Genomic DNA, 18,027 nt, shown 5'->3' with positions numbered 1-18,027 from the left:
ACCTTTTTTATTGTCCCAGCTTTATGGGAATATAAATATCCATTTCATATGTATCACTATATAAATTGCTGTGTATAGCTGTATTTACAATTTCAAGAGCAGGACCTTCAATCATGCTGTAAGGAGAGTTCGGCAGCCATTCATTCCAGATGCTGTTGTACGTCGACCCGAGCGATGTAATGGGACCTCTGTGTTTAAACTGCAGGTATGTAAACGAAGGAAACGTATGAACGCTCATACCGTTTGGAATAAAAGCTGTATCAGCCACTTCTGTCCCTGCAATATAAAAATAATTTTCTTTTTTCGGAGCCATGCAAATGCCTGTAACCATATGAGGTTCTTTTGAAGAGCTAATCATTTCTTTTTCTTTAAGTATTTGCTTCAAAAGATTCTCTTTTTGATACTCTCCGTTTTTTGCTATGCCTATCACTGAAAATCCTTCTTTATATACAACTTTACCTTGCATAATCCACCTCGAATTTTTCAAGCTCTAGCTTTTATTCTATCAATCATAAATTACTTTACCGTGATTGTAACATAATCTTAAGTAGATATCGATGCAGAAAATGGAACATGATCAAAGCTTCAAACACGTGCTTGAGATACTCTAATTATTACATAAAAACAGCGCCGGAATTCGCACGCTGTTTTTATTAATGCAACACTTTATTTATATAACGTTTACGAAGAGTAAATCCGGGAAACTCCTTAATATAAGTCAAAATGGTAGCTAAACCAGTAGTCGTCCTGCACATTCTTTGTGTTTGAAGCGACAATATGCTCATGACCTTGTTCGTCTGTGGCAATCCAGTTGTAGTTGATATCCATTTTAATCGGATACATATTGCCTTTTTTAAACAAAATAACGGGGGGAGTTACTTCAACAAACTCGTTTAGTTTTTTAACAACATCTTCTTTACAGCGAATTAGCTCCATGTCTTTTTCTCCTTCGGTGTTATTGCACAATCATATTTTTTGCGTTGTGCACAATATATAATTTAAAATAACAAAGGTAAGTTTAGCACATTTTACAAAAAACAGAGAAATAAAAAGGAGCGATATCGATGAATGAACAAATTTTATTAGCAGAACGCCCAAAGGGAATGCCAACAAAAGATACGTTTAAATACGAAAAAATTGAAATGCCTACAGCGAAAGAAGGCGAGGTACTTGTTCAAACACTGTACCTTTCTGTTGATCCGTATATGAGAGGACGCATGAACGATACAAAATCATATGTTCCTCCATTTGAGCTAAACGCACCGCTTGCAGGCGGCATTGTAGCACGCGTAACGGAATCAAAATCAGATCGTTTTAAAGAAGGCGATATCGTGACGGGTATGCTTCCTTGGAAACGCTATTCAGCTGCAGAAGCAAAAAACTTACAGAAAGTTGATCCAGAGCTAGCGCCAATTACAACGGCTATCGGCGTTCTTGGTATGCCTGGTCTCACAGCTTACTTTGGACTGCTTGAAATCGGTCAGCCAAAAGAAGGCGAAACAGTAGTCGTTTCCGGTGCAGCAGGTGCTGTTGGATCTGTTGTTGGTCAAATCGCTAAAATTAAAGGCGCACGTGTTGTTGGCATCGCAGGTTCTGAAGATAAAATTGCTTATTTAAAAGATGAGCTCGGATTTGATGAAGTGATTAATTATAAAAAAGGAAATGTAAAAGAAGCGTTGAAAGAAGCGTGTCCTAATGGCGTTGATGTTTACTTTGAAAACGTCGGTGGAGAGATTTCAGATGCAGTTGTTAGCTTATTAAATAAATTTGCGCGCATTCCGCTTTGCGGCCAAATTTCACTGTATAACTTAGAAAAACAAGATGTTGGACCGCGTGTTCAAACACCTTTATTAATTAACAGTGCGTTAATGAAAGGCTTTATCGTAGCCGACTATGCAGACAAATTCCCTGAAGGCATTAAGCAGTTAGGGGAATGGGTGCAGCAAGGAAAAATCAAGTACAGCGAAAACGTTGTAGAAGGTTTTGAAAATGTACCTGAAGCGTTCCTTGGTTTATTTGAAGGAGCAAACTTAGGAAAACAGCTTGTAAAAGTAGCAGAATAAGCGTAAAAAACCGTGCGGGATCATTCCCGCACGGTTTTTTTACATAGTTGAAGCCGTTTGTTGTTTCGCTTCTTCTTCCATATGTTCACCAGTTCGTTCGATTGGCGAGCGTTTGTGATAGCGTCCAAGCAGTCCTGTCATGATGAAGATACCGATTAACGAATAAAGAACTTGAACTACGCCGAATACCACTGTTGCAGAGCCTACAATCAACACATCTGTCAAAAGCATTGTTTTACCTGGATTAATGCCAAAACGTTTATCAAGAAACACACATAGCATGTTGATTCCGCCAAGAGAAGAGCCGTGGCGAAACAAAAAGATCAGTCCAATGCCGACAATAATGCCGCCCGCAATCGCAGCTACAAGCGGATGCGGAAGCGCAAACGAAAAGTTGGCAGCTAATAAATCAGACATCACTGACATCAGGCTAACGCTGATAAAGCTTTTTATCGTAAATTGCAGCCCAATTTGCGTAAGAGCCATAAAATAAAATGGTAAATTGATGATAAAGAACAATACCCCAAATGAAATACCGGTTAAATGCTGCAGGACGATTCCAAGTCCTGCTGTTCCGCCAATAACGAGGTTAGAAGCGGTTAAAAATTGAATCCCTATGGCAACGCACAAACAGCCAAAGGTAATCCATCCCCATTGTTTTACGTGATTCATATCTCCATCCCCTTTTGTATATTTATACAATACTTTCAATAGAAAACACCGTCTTTTAATTCACAAAATCTATTTTACTATATATCTTTTCAAAAAAAAGCACTTTTGTGAGAGAATCTAACACAAGATTAAAAGTTAGATAATTCAGATTTATTAAGTTTTTTTGAAGCGAATGAGCGATAAACCAATATGTTTCTAAAAAAAGATTACAAAGAAAGAATGAGAAAAACGGATTTTGGAAAATGTATAAACAAATATTTGGATAATGGTTAAAAAAAGGGAGAAAAAATAGTTAAAACGAACAATTTTAACTAAAATTAAAATATAATTCGTATTTTTATTGATTTTTTGTTTGATTGAGGTAATATATAACATTATTAGCATAAAAATATGTAGAGATGGAAGTGGATGCGAAATGAATAAGAAATTATCAGCGTTGACAGGGGTGGCTGTACTTGCTTTTTCATTGACGGCATGTGCTCCTCAGCAGGAAAAAGAAGTGTCTGCTGAGAAAAAAGAACCCGCTCAACACCTAGCTGATCAGCAAATCATGGCCGATGCTTGGTACCAAACATCCGGCGAAATGAAAGCTTTGTATTACCAAGGCTATAATACTGGAAAGCTTCGTTTAGATGAGGCGCTTGCAAAAAGTACCGATAAAAAGCCTGCCATTATTTTGGATTTAGATGAGACCGTGCTTGATAATAGCCCATTTCAAGCTTCAGCAATCAAAACCGGAAAAGGATTTCCTTATAAATGGGATGAGTGGGTGCAAGCAGCAAAAGCGAAAGCAGTACCAGGTGCTGTTGATTTCTTGACGTATGCGGATCAAAAAGGTGTAGATATTTACTATATTTCGGGCCGTACAACTTCTCAGCTTGAGGCAACAATTAAAAACCTAAAGAATTTACATATTCCTCAAGCAACCAAAGACCATGTGCTATTAACGGGTCCAAAAGATGAAGGAAAAGAAACGCGCCGTCAAAAAGTAGCGACGAATCATAATGTAGTCCTGCTGTTTGGTGATAACTTATCTGATTTTAGCGGCTTTGATAAAAAGTCCATTACTGATCGAAATAAGCTTGTAGAAGAGCAAAAAGAAACGTTTGGCCAAAAGCTAATCGTATTTCCAAATCCAATGTATGGAGATTGGGAAGGAGCTATTTATAACTACGACTACTCAATTTCGGACAAACAAAAAGATAAGCTTCGCCGCGAACAGCTTCAGTATTTCAACTAAAAAAGAGAGGCTGGGACAAAAGGTTTTTAACCCAAGTGAAAAACGAACAATCGATCAGCATGTGATCAACCGTTCGTTTTTTTTGTTATGGTGAATATAGTTTCATCTGTCTTGTTCCTTCTAGCAGGTGATTGGAGGGCAAGGTGAAGACTCCTGCGGGAAAAGCGGAACAGGTGAGACCCCGCAGAAGCGCAAGCGACGAGGAGGCTCAGCGGCCGCCTGCGGAAAGCGAAGCCTTGCACGGAAATCAGCTGCGGTGTCATAAGCGGTTCAGTTCATGTATCTCATTTGTTCGTCTTTAGGTTGGATAGCTTGTCCAAATGATCCTGCTTTTTAAGAAAGAAGCCAAGGAGCATAAGGAACTTGCTTCCACTCGTGTTTTAACATGCCATAAATCACAAGGTCATGGTAGTGATCATATAGGTATTCACCTTCTCTGCAAATGCCTTCTTCTGTAAAACCTAGACGCGCAGGGATGGCTTTACTTTTTTCGTTATTAACGCCGCAGCGTATTTCGACTCGATGAAGGTTTAACGTATTAAATGCATAATTCAGGCATCCGTGTACGGCTCTTGTCATAATACCTTTTCCTTGAAAATCATGTCCAATCCAATAGCCGAGACTTGTACTTTTGTTTCCCCAATTAATTCCGTGAAAACCAATCATCCCGGCGATTTCTCCGTAGTACCGAATGATGGCCTGGAATCCTTGGTTATTATAATATTGAGCTCTCCATTCAGGGATGAGTTCATCGTAGTCAGCAATACTTTGCATGCTATCTACCCATGGGAGCCATTCTTTTAGGTAAGGTCTTGACTCGTTAATAAGAGAAAGCAAGGGGAAAGCGTCAGTTGATTCAATCAAATGCAAACTAACTTCGTCATCAATTTTGTATTCAAACATACGAAAGCCTCCTGTGATGATGGGCCTGCTGAGATAAGCGTAGCGTGTAGGCAGTTCTAACATCTAGTTTTTCTTTATTCTACCACAAGTAACAAAGAGGAGAGCGAGGAAGTTTAGGCTAAAAGTAAATAACGCATAAAGTCGATAGGATTTTAATGATTAAAAAAATTAATAATTGAAAGCACTTTTATCAATATTTTTACAGAAAAGAAGCATATACAGTGATACAATGGAAGAAGCGATAAGGCGTGGTAAGTATACATACTTTATAACAAACATGATATTGGATTGATAAAAGCAGGTGGTAAAAACATGGATGTACAACTATTAATAACGGTATTTGCACTCGGGTTTTTCGGGTCATTTTTAGCAGGTATGCTTGGAATTGGAGGATCAGTTGTTTTGTACCCGCTGCTGCTATTTGTTCCGCCTCTTGTAGGAGTGGGAATGTTCAGCGCGCACGAAGTAGCTGGTATAGGAGCCGTACAGTCGCTGTTTGCGTCTGTTTCAGGAGCTCTTGCTTACAAAAAGAGCGGCTATTTGAATAAACCGTTAATTTTATATATGGGTATCAGCGTCTTAGTTGGCAGTCTCATTGGTTCAACGCTATCAAACTCGTTTTCAGAAGGAATGATCAATTTCATTTACGGCGTGATGGCAACAATTGCTGCAGGATTAATGTTTATGCCCAAAAAAAATAATCCAGCGGCCGATTCATTCGAAGTGACGTTTTCAAAACCTTTGGCAGCAGCTCTGGCGTTTTTAGTTGGAATTTGCGGGGGGATTGTCGGAGCAGGAGGCGCATTTTTACTTGTTCCTATTATGATTACCGTGTTAAAAATTCCTGTGCGCGTAACGATTGCAAGCTCATTAGCCGTGACGTTTATTTCGTCTATGGGAACAACATTCGGTAAAGTAATGACGCATCAAGTCCTTTTGCTTCCGGCGCTTATGATTATTGGAGCAAGCTTACTAGCAGCTCCAATCGGCGCTTTTGTTGGGCAAAAGACGAAGGTAGCGTCGCTGCAAGTTATCTTAGCGATCGTTATTACGGCGACTTCGCTGAAAATATGGTTTGATTTACTAATGAAATCTATTCATTAAAAAAAGCTGCCTTTTTAAGGACAGCTTTTTTATTTTGGTGTTGATGACACAAGGTGAGCGACTAAAATATAGCGTTCAGGTGCTGAACCAACGTAATTAAACGGATAACAGGTGCTGACGGTTAAAGTGGCTCTAGGCTTTGGTACAATAACAGTCCGGTCATCCGCATCAACGATTCGTACTTTGTTCACTTTGTATGTGAAGGTGCCTGCTGCCGTGTCCACCACGAGCGAATCGCCTTCACCCACGTCGCCAAGCTTACGAAAGACCGTATCGCGATGTCCTGATAGAACAGAATTGTCGTTTTGACCAGGCAGCACGCTTCCCGCAAAATGACCCACGCCTTTTTCTAATTCATCTTCGTTCGTACCGTGATAGATCGGCAGCTTAGCGTTTAATTTAGGAATATATAATTCTCCCATTAAATCACCGATTTTTGGCTGCTTTGGGTAAGACACATTTGACACTTTCGGCTTTTTTTCCGGGCTAGCAGTACGAGAGTGTACCGTTTTTTTAGCTTCAACAGCAGAAGCTTCAGCAGAAGAGTCCCCTGTTGAAGCGTCCTTGCTTTTAGAAACTGAAGCTGCGGCTGGTTCTTCTGTATCCATTGTTTTAAATGCCAAATAGCCTCTTGCAAATTTATAGGCGTTTGTGGTCGTAAACCAAAGACCAAAGCAAATGACGGCGGCTAAAAGGGAAAGAACAATCAACCGCTTTTTGCGATTGATTGTTCTTCTTGTTTTTCTTGGTTCCATTTTATGCACGTCTCACTTTGCGGAAAAGAACAAAGCCAGCTGCTACAAGTACTAATCCAATTAATGTATTTGTTGCATAATTAGAAGCCGTTTCAGGAAGTTTTCCGCCTTTAACGGTTTTTTGTACAGCGCCATTCGTTTGTTTCTTCACCGGTTCTTGTTTCTTTTCTACTGCTGGTTTTTGCGCTTGAGCTGGTTTTGCTACAGCTTCAGCAGATTTTTCTACTTCTTTTCCTGTGTCTGTGATGATATCAGAATTAAACATATCGCCTGTGATCACCATGTCTGCTAAAAATTTACCGTCTGTTGTATAAAGAGAAATTTTTAGACTTGCATTTTTTAATTCTTCTAAGTTGATTAAATCAGTAAGAGAAAGCGGTCTTTCATTTCCGCCTTGTACAAGTGCGAACTTAGCGTCTAAATGGAAGATTGATAGCATTTCTTTATAAATAGACATTAATTCAGCGATTTGATCAGCAGATAATTCTGTTGCTGTATCAAAATCTTCGAATGCCGCTAAGCGCTCGCCTAATTGATCTAAGCGGTTAAGCGTTGCTTCATTTGAAAGCTCATCTTCTAACGATGTAAAATGTGCTTCAATTCGATTTAATTCTTCTGAAGTTAAGCCTAATTCAGACTGCATAAACGATAGTAAGCCGCTTAAATCTTCTTCGCTTAATAATTCATCATCGTAAGAAGCGTCTTCTTCATCATATGACTCATCATCTTCATACCAGTCGTCGCCCTCTAGATAGAAGCCAACATCCTCGTATAAATCATCTAGGTACACATAGTCGTCTAAGCTTTGACCGTTCTCTTTTAACAACGCATTTAAGCTTGTTTTGTCTAAGTCAAAATCTGCATACACATCTTGCACGTTATGTAAGTCAGCTGCAATTGGTTCACCTAAAAAATCTTCTAAATCTGCGATTGTATCGTAGTTTTCAAGACTATCGTCATACAGTGAAAGTGAATATTCAACGTCGTCTTTGGTTACTTCAAAGCCTCGCGTTTGGCTTACTGATTTTAAATACTTGTTGAAATCTGCGTCAAATGTTGACGCTGCTGCGAATGAAGACGTTGGAAATACGCCAACAAACAGCAGAAATGATAATAGTATTGCCCCCAGTTTTTTCATCAATTTTCTCCTTTTTTTACGTTTTCTACAAGATTATATAGGAAGAGTTATAAATTTACAATATATACTTATATTATATATACCTTGAATATAGTGGTAATTTAAGGAATTTATAGAACTATATATTTTGAGAACACCGTACGAAAGGGAGTGGAAAGCCCTAGATAGAAAAAGGAGGAAATAAAGAAAAAGGTTTATAATTTTTTTTACAGAGGCAGAAATATAAAAAAGTATCAAAAAAGAACAGCACTTAGAAGCTGTTCTTTTTGAAATGATATGTAAGCCTTAGCATAGATAGTTGAAATTCGATACCGTTCCGCTTTAGAAAAAGGTGGTTACGAGTTATGATTTTAGTAAGGATAGTGAAGAAAAGTGAGAGCGCGGTTTTGTCAGCTCTATTTTGATTCCTTTTAGCCTTAAACGTTCTACAAACTGTTTGCGTTTTTTTCGCTTTTCATGCGGGGATTGATTCATATTTGCCTCATCCTCCATATTTAGTCAAGTAGCTAACATATCATTATCATAATCAAAAGATGACGGTTACACAATAAACATTCTCAAATATTCACAAAGATTTAAAATTTGTTACATTGATAGTGTACATGTACCCCATTCTCTTTTTTTATAACATCTCAATGTCCTGTTTTTAAATTGAAGTTTTGTAAATCCTGTCGCAGGCTAAAAAAAGCGCTGACTTTTATATTTTGATTCACTGTGCTTAAAAGCTATACTAGTAGTGCGTATAGAAAAGAGTAAACCGAATTTTTACATCTCATCTATTCGTATACAAAAAAGAAAGAGGGATTTTGATGAAAACAGAACAGCAGTATTTTGAAGAAGGAAAATCAATCCAAACATATATGAACGACATGAGTACATTAAAAGAGGAAAGTTTAGCTGTTTATGAACAATTTCTGCTTCCTAAAGATGGACTGGCTGACAAATTAAAGGCTCACAAGCTTCATTTCTTAGCGATTACTGAAGATTGGTGCGGAGATGCGATGATGATTAACCCAATCATTCGTAAAGTAGCTGAAGCTGCCGGTATCGATGTGCGCGTTGCACTGCGAGATGCAGACACCGAATTAATTGACCGTCACTTAACAAACGGAGGACGTGCCATTCCGATTATTTTAATTTTTAATAATGAAGGGACGTTACTTGGGAAGTGGGGCCCCCGTGCTCCCGAAGTTCAGCAAATCGTCGATGAGCTTCGTGCCACGCTTCCTTCAAAAGAAGATCCTTCGTTTGAAGAAAAACAAAAAGAAGTCTTTTCTTCGTTACGAACAAGATATAAAGAAGAACCGGCTCTTTGGTCTTATGTTTATAACAGCTTTAAAGAAACGGTATTAGCTGTTGTGAAATAACTTAAAAAAGCAGGATAAAATGAAGCGCTCATTTTATCCTGCTTTTTTTCTGGTTATTGCAACAAGATCGTTTGTATATCACTTTAAGGGAAAGGCAGCTCTTATGAATGTTAGTGTTCAAAACGCGTACTTTTAATTAAAAAAACGCACAAAATTCTAAAAATAAAAATATTTTTTATTCAAAACGCGTACTTTTTAACTTGATGATGATATAATAACAAATAATAAATGAAGAAAGGGGGCGCGTAAATGAATGGAAAAGCTTTTGGTTAGTATTTTTAAGCAGCATTTTTAAAGTTCAAAATGAATTTTATTTTTTAAATTTAATGAAAGCGCTTAATAACTCACTTCTCAGAAAATATAGAAGAAAGGTGTTAGATACATGAATAACTTACATAGAAAAATGGGAACGTTTTCTCTCATGATGGTTGGCCTTGGATCTATTATTGGATCAGGATGGCTGTTTGGAGCATGGAGAGCTGCTCAAATTGCAGGCCCCGCAGCAATTGCTTCTTGGATTATTGGAATGGTTGTTATTTTATTTATAGCTCTTTCTTACAGTGAACTAGGATCGATGTTTCCAGAAGCAGGAGGAATGGTTAAATATACGCAATACTCGCACGGCTCATTTCTTGGCTTTATTGCGGCTTGGGCAAACTGGATTGCAATCGTATCGGTTATTCCTGTTGAAGCCGTTGCTTCTGTTCAGTATATGAGTTCATGGCCGTGGGAGTGGGCGAAATGGACAGGCAGTTTAGTAGAAAACGGGATTCTTACCGGAAAAGGCTTGGCTATTGCTACAGGACTATTAATCATTTATTTTCTTCTAAATTATTGGACCGTAGGCTTATTTTCGAAAGCTAATTCACTTATTACTGTTTTTAAGATTGTAATTCCAGGGCTTACAATTGGTGCTCTTTTATTCGCAGGGTTTCACGGAGGAAACTTCTCCTCTGCAGGAGGCGTTGCTCCAAATGGATGGGCAAGCGTTTTGACAGCTGTTGCTACGTCTGGGATTGTGTTTGCTTTTAACGGTTTTCAAAGCCCTATTAATATGGCGGGAGAAGCGAAAAATCCAGGTCGCTCTATTCCGATTGCGGTAGTAGGATCCATTTTAATTGCGACCGTGATCTACGTATTGCTTCAAATTGCGTTTATTGGAGCGGTAAATCCTTCAGAAATCGTAAAAGGATGGAGTCATCTTAACTTTAATTCGCCGTTTGCCGATTTAGCGATTGCGTTAAATATTAACTGGCTTGTTATTGTTTTATATGCCGATGCGTTTGTATCGCCATCAGGAACAGGTATTACGTATACAGCTACCACGTCACGCATGATTTATGGTATGGAAAAAAATAAATACTTGCCGAATATATTGGGAAGAGTTCATCCGCTTTACGGAGTTCCGCGTCAAGCCATGTTTTTTAATCTATTTGTCTCATTCATCTTTTTATTTTTATTTAGAGGCTGGGGGATATTAGCCGAAATTATTTCTGTAGCTACATTAATTTCATATCTTACCGGTCCTATTACCGCTATGACGTTAAGAAAAACGGGAACCGATCTTTATAGACCTTTACGTATAAAAGGGTTAAACGTAATAGCGCCTCTTGGATTTATTTTTGCTTCACTTACTCTTTACTGGGCAAGATGGCCGTTAACTGGACAGGTATTATTTATTATTTTAATTGGTTTGCCAATTTATTTTTATTACCAAGCAAAATCAAAATGGAAAGGCTTTGGTCAAAACTTCCGAGCTGGCGTTTGGATGATTGTCTACTTATTATGTATGATGACAATCTCTTGGATAGGAAGTGAAAAGTTCGGGGGACTCAATATTATTAAATACGGCTGGGATATGGGTCTTATTGCAATTGTTGCACTATTCTTTTATGCTTGGGCACTTAAAAGCGGATACAAAACCGAGTATTTAAAAGAAGCAATCGATGTTAATAATGAAATGAAAGCAGCAGAAGCACAGACTGCCTCAGCTAAAGAACAGATCATAGAAAAACAAATTAAATAAGTAGTAAAAATGAAGCTGGGAAAAAAGTATTTCAGTTGAAGTCAAATGCGAACTATTAATTATTTTTTGATTGGTAGTTCGTGTTTTTTTGTTGTTATGTTGAATATAGATTTTATGTGTATAGTTGGTTCTAGCAGTTGATTGGAGGGTAAGGCGAAGACTCCTGCGGGAAAAGCGGCATAGGTGAGACCCCGCAGAAGCGCAAGCGACGAGGAGGCTCACCTATGCCCGCGGAAAGCGAAGCCTTGCACGGAAATTAACAGCGGTGTAACAGCAGTCCAGCTTATGTATCCCATTTGTTTGTCTTTAGATTAGATTGATTTAGTTATGTCCCAGCCTCTTCTTTTGTGGATGAATTTTATTTTTTTGAATACTAGATAGTAAAAAATGCTATAATGGTGGGCAAAATCATGCAGGGGGAGAACGACTTATGGATATCGTATCAATCACTTCTTTTTTAGGCGTAGCCGCTTTGCTTACGGTTATGCCTGGACCTGATAACTTATTTGTTTTAGCACAAAGCATATCAAACGGTAGATATGCAGGAATCTCGACTTCATTAGGGCTTTGTACGGGCTTGCTTGGTCATATAGCTGCAGCAACATTGGGTCTATCGGCTGTTATCTATCAATCGGCTTTAGCGTTTGCTATTGTAAAATACGCTGGAGCAGCTTATTTATTATATCTGGCTTATAAGACGTTTACAGCAAAAGATTCCGCTCTCGCTGTTGAAAACAAAGAAGCCGTTGAGTACAAGGTGCTATATAAAAAAGGAGTGATTATGAATCTGCTGAATCCAAAAGTTTCGCTTTTTTTTCTTGCTCTTTTACCTCAGTTTGTTAATCATTCAACCGGACACGCCACACAGCAAATGCTCGTTTACGGCGCCGTATTTTTAGTTCAAGCGCTGATTATTTTTACGTTAATTAGTCTATTTGCAGGGAAAGTAGGGGAGTTTTTGCGAAAATCTCCGGCGCTGTCTAAGCGGCTTAATCTCGTGCAAGGCTCTATCTTTACGCTTATTGGCTTAAAAATTGCTTTTAGTGAGAAATAGCAGAAGATAAGATGTCGAACCTGCTTTTTATCTGCATTAAAAGGCGTGGACGTTAGTTAAAGGAAGATCCGAGGGATAAATCCAATTCGCTCGGATTTTTTATGTCTATGGTAAAAGTAAGTTTCATGTATGCAGTTGCTTCTAGCTGATGATTGGAGGGCAAAACGAAGCCTTGCACGGAAATCAACAGCGGTGTAACAAGCAGTCCAGCTTATGTATCCTATTTGTTCATCTTTATTTTGTGCTTTAAAACAGCGGAGAATACCTAGCGAAATCCTGCTTTCTTGTGTGAATTTTTTTGAATGTTTTAAGGGGACGAACCCTTCTTGTCCAATCACATATATATATAGAATGAGAGATAAATTATCAGGCAAAGCCGGTGTTAATCACAAGTTCTTTTATATTATGATTGAAAGGAAAGGTTCACATGAAAAAAGTATGGCTAGATGCAGGACACGGCGGTACAGATTCAGGAGCTTTAGGAAATAATTTGCGTGAAAAAGATATTACGCTGCAGCTTGTACTACACGCGCGGGCGTATTTAGAACATAACTATTCCGTAGATGTTCAAGTAACTCGTTCAACCGATGTGTTTGTTTCATTATCAGATCGAGCGAACCGGGCTAATGCATGGGGAGCGGATATTTTTGTTTCTATGCATATCAATGCTGGCAGCGGTACTGGATTTGAAACGTATCGGTATCCATCACAAGAGGGAAGTCAATCTTATCTTTTACAAAAAGAGCTGCACACGGAAATTTTAACAATCATGCAGAAATTTGGAACGATTGCAGATCGCGGTTTAAAAACGGCTAATTACGCTGTACTGCGTGAAACAAATATGCCAGCTGTTTTAACAGAAAACTTGTTTATCGATACGACAGCCGACGCTGAAAAATTAAAAAACGCTACGTTTCTTCGGGAAGTGGGAGAAGCGCACGCGCGTGGAATTGCTAAGTATTTAAATTTATCTTCTAATGGAGTTACATTCTATACCATTCAATCTGGAGATACATTTTATAGCATTGCAAAGAAGTATAATATCACCGTTCAGCAGCTGCAGGATGCAAACCCTGGCGTAGATCCTGCAAAACTGCAAATTGGTCAGCAAATTGTTCTTCCTGTCGCTACGTATACTGTACAAGCAGGAGATACGTTTTATAGCATTGCGAAAAAATATAGCATGACCGTTCAGCAGCTGCAGGATGCAAATCCTGGTGTGGATCCTGCAAAATTACAAATTGGCCAGCAAATTATCATTCCAGCTGTTTAATATCTGCAAATAAAAAAGATGACACGCTGCCGTGTCATCTTTTTTATTTATTGAACTAATCTTACAAGCATATGGGCAAGGTGATGCTGCTGTTCTTTGTCTCCAACCTTCCACAGTTCGTGAAGCAGGTTTTCCTCTCGATTGCGCGGCTCTTCATGTTTGGCAAGGTAATCAGCTACTTTTTGAGCTGTTTTAGCAAGCTGTTCTTCATTCATCCCTAACTTTTCGCCTTTTGAGACCTTGTCCCCTAGATAACTTTTGAATCCTTCGAAGCTAGAGAGAATATCCTCTTTTTTCTCCTCGCTCATAGAATTAATTGCTCCTTCAACTTTTGCTGAATGATTTGTTTCTACAGAATTACTCATAGTTTTTTTTTTCTCTCATGGTTATATTTGGGTGTTAGAAAGCATATTCCCTGAGGATTCAGTACATAAACGTCCAAATGTGTTATTTTTACATTATGGCGTTTTACAAGGACTTAAAAAGGTGAGGTAAACCGAGATTTTATCAACCAATAATAAAATTAGTAAAAGACTTTGAATAAAGAAATCAAAGTCTTTTACTAATTTTTATTTTATACTGAAGCATCATACCTCGGGCGTAGGAGTAGGCGGGGCATAGCCTTCCTTATATTTATCATCGATTTCTTGGCGAATGTCTTCGATGCTTTTGCCTTTGCTGTAGTCTACTACAGCTTGAGCCGCTATTTCTAAACAGACGCTGCATTTTGTTCCGTGATCATCCCACGTCACTGCGCCGTTTTCTTTGTTTTCGAAGATAAAACAGTCGTAGTTGTTTTGATGATTAGCTTCTTCTCCACATCCGCAGTAGCAAGGAATATTTTCTAGTAAGGTTTGATGCTTAGCAGCGGCTGCATAAATAAGCTGCATGTCTTCGGACTTGTCACTTAGAAAAGAGGGAAGAGTTTCACTATTTTTTGTTTCTTCTCGTTTATCACCTAATGTGTGCTGCTGATGTTCTTCATGTTGTGTTGCTTCTGTATGTTTGCTCCCTGAACTTTCTTTACTTTCGTTTCCGCAGCCGGAGACCATGCTTGCTGCAAGGACAACTGTTATGACCTTTGATTTTATCATCAAAATGTTCATCCTTTCTTCAATTAAAGCTAGACAATAATATGTACATCCATCATGTGAAAAAGGCATCATTCGTCTTTGAAGTCATTCATCAACTTTCTGCAAACTAATTTTCCGATACATACCTTTCAACATGACGCTTGAATTCTCCTTCAAGATAAGCTGATCCCGGCTTGCTTCAAACACATGTTCAAAAGAGAGTCCAATATCCGTTCCTAGTAATTTTACGAAGGGGCGGAATATTTTTTTAGGAAAAGCCGCTGATTTCTTTTTAGTTTCAAATTTATCAAAAATCAGGATAGTTCCCTTAGGCTTTGCTACTCTTGTCATTTCTTTTAAAGCTTGCTCCGCATCAGGTACTACGCTAAGAATTAAGCTTGCTACAACTACATCAAACGAAAAAGAGTCGAATGTTAGCTGCTGAGCGTCCATTTGGTGGAAGGTTATAGATGGATTTTTGTATTTATTTTTTGCTTTTTGAAGCATTTCACTGGAATAGTCGATGGCTGTTACATTTACTTCATGAGGAATAAAAGCTAAATCTGCACCCGTTCCAACACCTACAAATAAAATGCGCTGTTCAGATGAAAAGTGGACGTCTTGAAAGACTTTTTTTCTGGCTCGATAAAACATCCCGTTATTAAAAAACGCATCGTAAAAAGGAGCCCAACACTTATAAATAAATTGATTCCAGCGGTTATTCACGTAAACCCTCCTAGAAAATAAGCTTTCCAACGCCTGCTGGAAAGCTTACGGATTACATTTAATTTTTCATTTTGAGTAAGCGAAGACTGTTTAAAATAACAAGTAGCGCTGCTCCTGTATCGCTTAAGACGGCAATCCACAGAGTAAGCCACCCTGGAAAGATAAAAGCTAAGGCAATGATTTTAACAATAATAGAAAACCAAATGTTTTGTTTGATGACAGCTAACGCTTTGCGGCTTAGCTTCATCGTATGAGGAAGCTTTTCTAAATTGTCTGCCATGAGAACAATATCAGCTGTTTCCATAGCCGTATCAGTACCAGCACCGCCCATTGCAATTCCAAGATCAGCAGTAGCTAGAGCAGGGGCATCATTAATCCCATCTCCAACCATAGCCGTTTGATAGCCTTCATCTTGAAGCTGCTGTATGGCTTTCACTTTATCTTCAGGCATCAAATCGGCGAAATAGCGGTCTATCCGAGACTGAGAAGCAATCATTTTAGCTGTTCCTTCGTTATCACCAGTCAACATCACACTTTGCTGCATACCGTTTTGTTTGAGGCTTTCTAAAGCAGATACGGTTGTATGTCTGATGGTATCAGCTACGCTAATAATACCTAGAACACTTTTAGCTGTTCCGATAATAATAATCGTTTTACCTTCGTTTTGAAGCTTTTCAATATGAGACCAGCAGTCGGATAGAGGTGTTTCTAAATCTGAGAATAATTTTGCATTACCTGCGTAATAAACCGTTTCTTGAATTGTTGCCTGCACGCCTTTTCCTGTAAGGATTTTAAAATTTGATCCTTGTAAAGAACCGATTTTTTTCTCCGCTGCATACTCCACGATAGCACGGGCAATGGGGTGATTCGAATAGTCTTCAAGCGTTTTTGTTATCGCTAAAAGCTGATTTTCTTCAGCAGCAAGGGAAACAACCTCTGAAACGGCTGGTTTGCCTTCTGTTAGCGTGCCTGTTTTATCAAAAGCAATTGCATTGATTGCACCAGCTTTTTCTAAAAACGTCCCGCCTTTAATGAGCACGCCATTTTTCGCCGCGTTTCCAATCGCAGATACAATGGCGACGGGAGTAGAAATGACTAGCGCACATGGACAAGCCACAACTAATAATTCAAGCCCCTTGTAAAACCACTCACTCCATGCACCATCAAACAGGGGAGGGATGACCATAATGAATAAAGCTAAAATAAAGACGATAGGCGTGTAAATGGTTGCAAATTTATCAACAAATGCTTGAGTAGGCGCTTTTTTCTCCTGTGCTTCTTCCACTAAATGAATAATTTTAGAAATCGTCGTATCTTCCACTAGCTTTGTTACCTTAATTTCTAACGATCCGCTTTCGTTAATGGTGCCTGCATAAACCGTATCACCGATTACTTTATCAACTGGAATAGATTCGCCTGTAATAGGAGCTTGGTTGATACTGGATTCGCCGTTTATAATTTCACCATCTAGCGGAATTCGGTCTCCTGGCTTTACGACAATCGTAGTGCCGATTGAAATATCTTCCGCTGCTTTTTTAATCAGCTGGCCGTTTTCTTTCACCCATGCTTCAGAAGGAGCTAAGTCCATCAAACCTCGTATCGAGTTTCTTGTTTGTTCAATCGACCTTGTTTGCAGAGCAACACCTAAAGCAAATAGCCAAACGACCGTAGCACCTTCAAGCCATTCCCCAATAACAGCTGCTCCAAGTGCTGCAACGGTCATTAAAACATTCATGTCTAAAGAACGGCTTTTAATTCCGTAATAAGCACTTTTAGCCGGCTTATATCCGCTGACAATCATGGCAATAGCGTAGAGTACAGTTGTCATATAAGAAGCAATTCCTGTATGAGAACCGATAAAACCTAATGCGATGAAAATACCCGAAAAAACAATCGGTCCATTTTGCCCTTTATGGTGCCGCGACTCAGCAGACTGCCTGCTGCTGGTTACTAAAGTAGCGGTATACCCAGCTTTAGATACTTCTTTAATAATGTCATCGGCTTCGTTATCGTGCTCAATTTGTGCTTTTCCCGTTGAAAAGTTAACGCGTACATCTTTGACAGCAGGAACTGTTTTTAAATGATTCACAATCGTGTTCGCACAAGCCGCGCAGTCCATTCCTTCAATCAAATACGTTTTCATTTTTTTATTTGATTGGATAGCCTCAATGTTAAACCCTAGTTTTTCTACGGAGCTTGGAATGAGTGACAGAGCTGACTCACTTGCCGCCGCTACCTGGAGCTTTCCTGTATTATAGTTGAGGGTTACGTGTTGAATATCGTTTAATGTTTTTAAACTTTTTTCAATCGTCGCGGCGCAGGAAGGGCAATCCATTCCATATACGCGGTATTCAGCCGTTTCTTCTATGTCACTGTCGCCCGGTACTATATCGTGATCACTGCAGCAAGAATGCTGGCCTTTATCGGTCGTTAACGCAATCGTATCTGAACAGCAGCTGTGACTGTGTTCATGACTCTTTGTGCCACAGGAAGAAGGCTCTTCAGTAGAAGCGGAGAAGCAGGTCTTGCTTTCAATTTCTGTTGAAGAAGATCCGCTGCAGCAGCTTCCGGTATGCTGATGATTTTTTTTATCTTCGTGTTTCATTGTGTCCCACTCCCTATACGGTAAAAAA

19 protein-coding genes are annotated in these 18,027 nt (G+C 39.0%); 8 read left to right on the top strand and 11 right to left on the bottom strand.

The window, feature by feature from the left end; translation table 11 throughout:
* Positions 1-7: 7 nt before the first annotated feature.
* Both AC1DEF_RS13470 and AC1DEF_RS13465 read right to left on the bottom strand, forming a co-directional pair.
* Entirely contained in the window at positions 8-466 is a 459-nt protein-coding gene (locus tag AC1DEF_RS13470; protein WP_013083918.1) for a GyrI-like domain-containing protein, read from the bottom strand.
* Positions 467-708: 242 nt separating this feature from the next.
* Positions 709-936, bottom strand: a complete 228-nt coding sequence (locus tag AC1DEF_RS13465; protein WP_016764806.1) for a hypothetical protein — start codon at positions 934-936, stop codon at positions 709-711.
* Positions 937-1,064: 128 nt separating this feature from the next.
* Here AC1DEF_RS13465 and AC1DEF_RS13460 point away from each other — a divergent pair, with 128 nt between their 5' ends.
* A complete protein-coding gene (locus AC1DEF_RS13460) occupies positions 1,065-2,063 on the top strand; it encodes an NADP-dependent oxidoreductase (protein WP_028409240.1) in 999 nt (332 codons plus the stop codon).
* A 39-nt stretch (positions 2,064-2,102) separates the two neighbouring features.
* Here the strand turns inward: AC1DEF_RS13460 and AC1DEF_RS13455 are convergent, their stop codons facing one another.
* Positions 2,103-2,735 (bottom strand): YitT family protein, encoded by a 633-nt coding sequence (locus AC1DEF_RS13455; RefSeq protein ID WP_097825270.1) that lies wholly within the window; start codon positions 2,733-2,735, stop codon positions 2,103-2,105.
* 415 nt (positions 2,736-3,150) lie between these two features.
* On the opposite strand from AC1DEF_RS13455, the gene AC1DEF_RS13450 reads away from it, so the two are divergent.
* Positions 3,151-3,975, top strand: a complete 825-nt coding sequence (locus AC1DEF_RS13450) for a 5'-nucleotidase, lipoprotein e(P4) family (RefSeq protein ID WP_097825269.1) — start codon at positions 3,151-3,153, stop codon at positions 3,973-3,975.
* Positions 3,976-4,102: 127 nt separating this feature from the next.
* Entirely contained in the window at positions 4,103-4,240 is a 138-nt protein-coding gene (locus tag AC1DEF_RS13445; RefSeq protein WP_176521351.1) for a hypothetical protein, read from the top strand.
* Positions 4,241-4,308: 68 nt separating this feature from the next.
* Here AC1DEF_RS13445 and AC1DEF_RS13440 read toward each other — a convergent pair whose 3' ends face one another.
* Entirely contained in the window at positions 4,309-4,878 is a 570-nt protein-coding gene (locus AC1DEF_RS13440) for a GNAT family N-acetyltransferase (protein ID WP_043981430.1), read from the bottom strand.
* Between the two features lie 312 nt (positions 4,879-5,190).
* Here AC1DEF_RS13440 and AC1DEF_RS13435 point away from each other — a divergent pair, with 312 nt between their 5' ends.
* Positions 5,191-5,982 carry a sulfite exporter TauE/SafE family protein gene (locus tag AC1DEF_RS13435; RefSeq protein WP_097825268.1) on the top strand — a complete coding sequence of 264 codons (792 nt, stop codon included), beginning with the start codon at positions 5,191-5,193 and terminating at the stop codon, positions 5,980-5,982.
* A gap of 29 nt (positions 5,983-6,011) precedes the next feature.
* On the opposite strand, the gene AC1DEF_RS13430 is transcribed toward AC1DEF_RS13435, so the two are convergent.
* From AC1DEF_RS13430 to AC1DEF_RS13420, 3 genes are all read right to left on the bottom strand, one after another.
* A complete protein-coding gene (locus AC1DEF_RS13430) occupies positions 6,012-6,737 on the bottom strand; it encodes a class D sortase (protein ID WP_477727409.1) in 726 nt (241 codons plus the stop codon).
* 1 nt (position 6,738) lies between these two features.
* On the bottom strand, positions 6,739-7,875 hold the full coding sequence (locus AC1DEF_RS13425) for a processed acidic surface protein (RefSeq protein WP_043981432.1): 1,137 nt from the start codon (positions 7,873-7,875) through the stop codon (positions 6,739-6,741).
* A gap of 342 nt (positions 7,876-8,217) precedes the next feature.
* Entirely contained in the window at positions 8,218-8,349 is a 132-nt protein-coding gene (locus AC1DEF_RS13420) for a hypothetical protein (RefSeq protein WP_013057845.1), read from the bottom strand.
* 335 nt (positions 8,350-8,684) lie between these two features.
* Between AC1DEF_RS13420 and AC1DEF_RS13415 the strand changes: the two genes are divergently transcribed.
* From AC1DEF_RS13415 to AC1DEF_RS13400, 4 genes are all read left to right on the top strand, one after another.
* Positions 8,685-9,242, top strand: a complete 558-nt coding sequence (locus tag AC1DEF_RS13415; protein ID WP_097825266.1) for a thioredoxin family protein — start codon at positions 8,685-8,687, stop codon at positions 9,240-9,242.
* A gap of 382 nt (positions 9,243-9,624) precedes the next feature.
* On the top strand, positions 9,625-11,268 hold the full coding sequence (locus AC1DEF_RS13410; RefSeq protein WP_013057842.1) for an APC family permease: 1,644 nt from the start codon (positions 9,625-9,627) through the stop codon (positions 11,266-11,268).
* A 430-nt stretch (positions 11,269-11,698) separates the two neighbouring features.
* Positions 11,699-12,322 carry a LysE family translocator gene (locus AC1DEF_RS13405; RefSeq protein WP_013057840.1) on the top strand — a complete coding sequence of 208 codons (624 nt, stop codon included), beginning with the start codon at positions 11,699-11,701 and terminating at the stop codon, positions 12,320-12,322.
* Positions 12,323-12,749: 427 nt separating this feature from the next.
* Positions 12,750-13,595, top strand: a complete 846-nt coding sequence (locus tag AC1DEF_RS13400) for an N-acetylmuramoyl-L-alanine amidase family protein (RefSeq protein WP_097825265.1) — start codon at positions 12,750-12,752, stop codon at positions 13,593-13,595.
* A gap of 47 nt (positions 13,596-13,642) precedes the next feature.
* Here AC1DEF_RS13400 and AC1DEF_RS13395 read toward each other — a convergent pair whose 3' ends face one another.
* From AC1DEF_RS13395 to AC1DEF_RS13380, 4 genes are all read right to left on the bottom strand, one after another.
* Positions 13,643-13,960, bottom strand: a complete 318-nt coding sequence (locus AC1DEF_RS13395) for a DUF3243 domain-containing protein (protein ID WP_013083905.1) — start codon at positions 13,958-13,960, stop codon at positions 13,643-13,645.
* 222 nt (positions 13,961-14,182) lie between these two features.
* Entirely contained in the window at positions 14,183-14,689 is a 507-nt protein-coding gene (locus AC1DEF_RS13390; protein WP_097825264.1) for a PCYCGC motif-containing (lipo)protein, read from the bottom strand.
* 84 nt (positions 14,690-14,773) lie between these two features.
* Positions 14,774-15,394 carry a class I SAM-dependent methyltransferase gene (locus tag AC1DEF_RS13385; protein ID WP_097825263.1) on the bottom strand — a complete coding sequence of 207 codons (621 nt, stop codon included), beginning with the start codon at positions 15,392-15,394 and terminating at the stop codon, positions 14,774-14,776.
* Positions 15,395-15,452: 58 nt separating this feature from the next.
* The gene (locus AC1DEF_RS13380; protein WP_097825262.1) at positions 15,453-17,999 is read right to left on the bottom strand and encodes a heavy metal translocating P-type ATPase; all 2,547 of its coding nucleotides are present in this window, start codon (positions 17,997-17,999) and stop codon (positions 15,453-15,455) included.
* Between the last annotated feature and the right edge of the window lie 28 nt (positions 18,000-18,027).

Source organism: Priestia sp. 10L35 (assembly GCF_056395685.1).
This window is presented reverse-complemented; position numbering and strand designations above follow the sequence as displayed.

Bases quoted from the DNA above. Each gene is read 5' to 3' on its own strand.
- AC1DEF_RS13470 (WP_013083918.1), bottom strand. From the start codon at position 466: ATGCAAGGTAAAGTTGTATATAAAGAAGGATTTTCAGTGATAGGCATA.
- AC1DEF_RS13465 (WP_016764806.1), bottom strand. From the start codon at position 936: ATGGAGCTAATTCGCTGTAAAGAAGATGTTGTTAAAAAACTAAACGAG.
- AC1DEF_RS13460 (WP_028409240.1), top strand. From the start codon at position 1,065: ATGAATGAACAAATTTTATTAGCAGAACGCCCAAAGGGAATGCCAACA.
- AC1DEF_RS13455 (WP_097825270.1), bottom strand. From the start codon at position 2,735: ATGAATCACGTAAAACAATGGGGATGGATTACCTTTGGCTGTTTGTGC.
- AC1DEF_RS13450 (WP_097825269.1), top strand. From the start codon at position 3,151: ATGAATAAGAAATTATCAGCGTTGACAGGGGTGGCTGTACTTGCTTTT.
- AC1DEF_RS13440 (WP_043981430.1), bottom strand. From the start codon at position 4,878: ATGTTTGAATACAAAATTGATGACGAAGTTAGTTTGCATTTGATTGAA.
- AC1DEF_RS13435 (WP_097825268.1), top strand. From the start codon at position 5,191: ATGGATGTACAACTATTAATAACGGTATTTGCACTCGGGTTTTTCGGG.
- AC1DEF_RS13430 (WP_477727409.1), bottom strand. From the start codon at position 6,737: ATGGAACCAAGAAAAACAAGAAGAACAATCAATCGCAAAAAGCGGTTG.
- AC1DEF_RS13425 (WP_043981432.1), bottom strand. From the start codon at position 7,875: ATGAAAAAACTGGGGGCAATACTATTATCATTTCTGCTGTTTGTTGGC.
- AC1DEF_RS13420 (WP_013057845.1), bottom strand. From the start codon at position 8,349: ATGAATCAATCCCCGCATGAAAAGCGAAAAAAACGCAAACAGTTTGTA.
- AC1DEF_RS13415 (WP_097825266.1), top strand. From the start codon at position 8,685: ATGAAAACAGAACAGCAGTATTTTGAAGAAGGAAAATCAATCCAAACA.
- AC1DEF_RS13410 (WP_013057842.1), top strand. From the start codon at position 9,625: ATGAATAACTTACATAGAAAAATGGGAACGTTTTCTCTCATGATGGTT.
- AC1DEF_RS13405 (WP_013057840.1), top strand. From the start codon at position 11,699: ATGGATATCGTATCAATCACTTCTTTTTTAGGCGTAGCCGCTTTGCTT.
- AC1DEF_RS13400 (WP_097825265.1), top strand. From the start codon at position 12,750: ATGAAAAAAGTATGGCTAGATGCAGGACACGGCGGTACAGATTCAGGA.
- AC1DEF_RS13395 (WP_013083905.1), bottom strand. From the start codon at position 13,960: ATGAGTAATTCTGTAGAAACAAATCATTCAGCAAAAGTTGAAGGAGCA.
- AC1DEF_RS13390 (WP_097825264.1), bottom strand. From the start codon at position 14,689: ATGATAAAATCAAAGGTCATAACAGTTGTCCTTGCAGCAAGCATGGTC.
- AC1DEF_RS13380 (WP_097825262.1), bottom strand. From the start codon at position 17,999: ATGAAACACGAAGATAAAAAAAATCATCAGCATACCGGAAGCTGCTGC.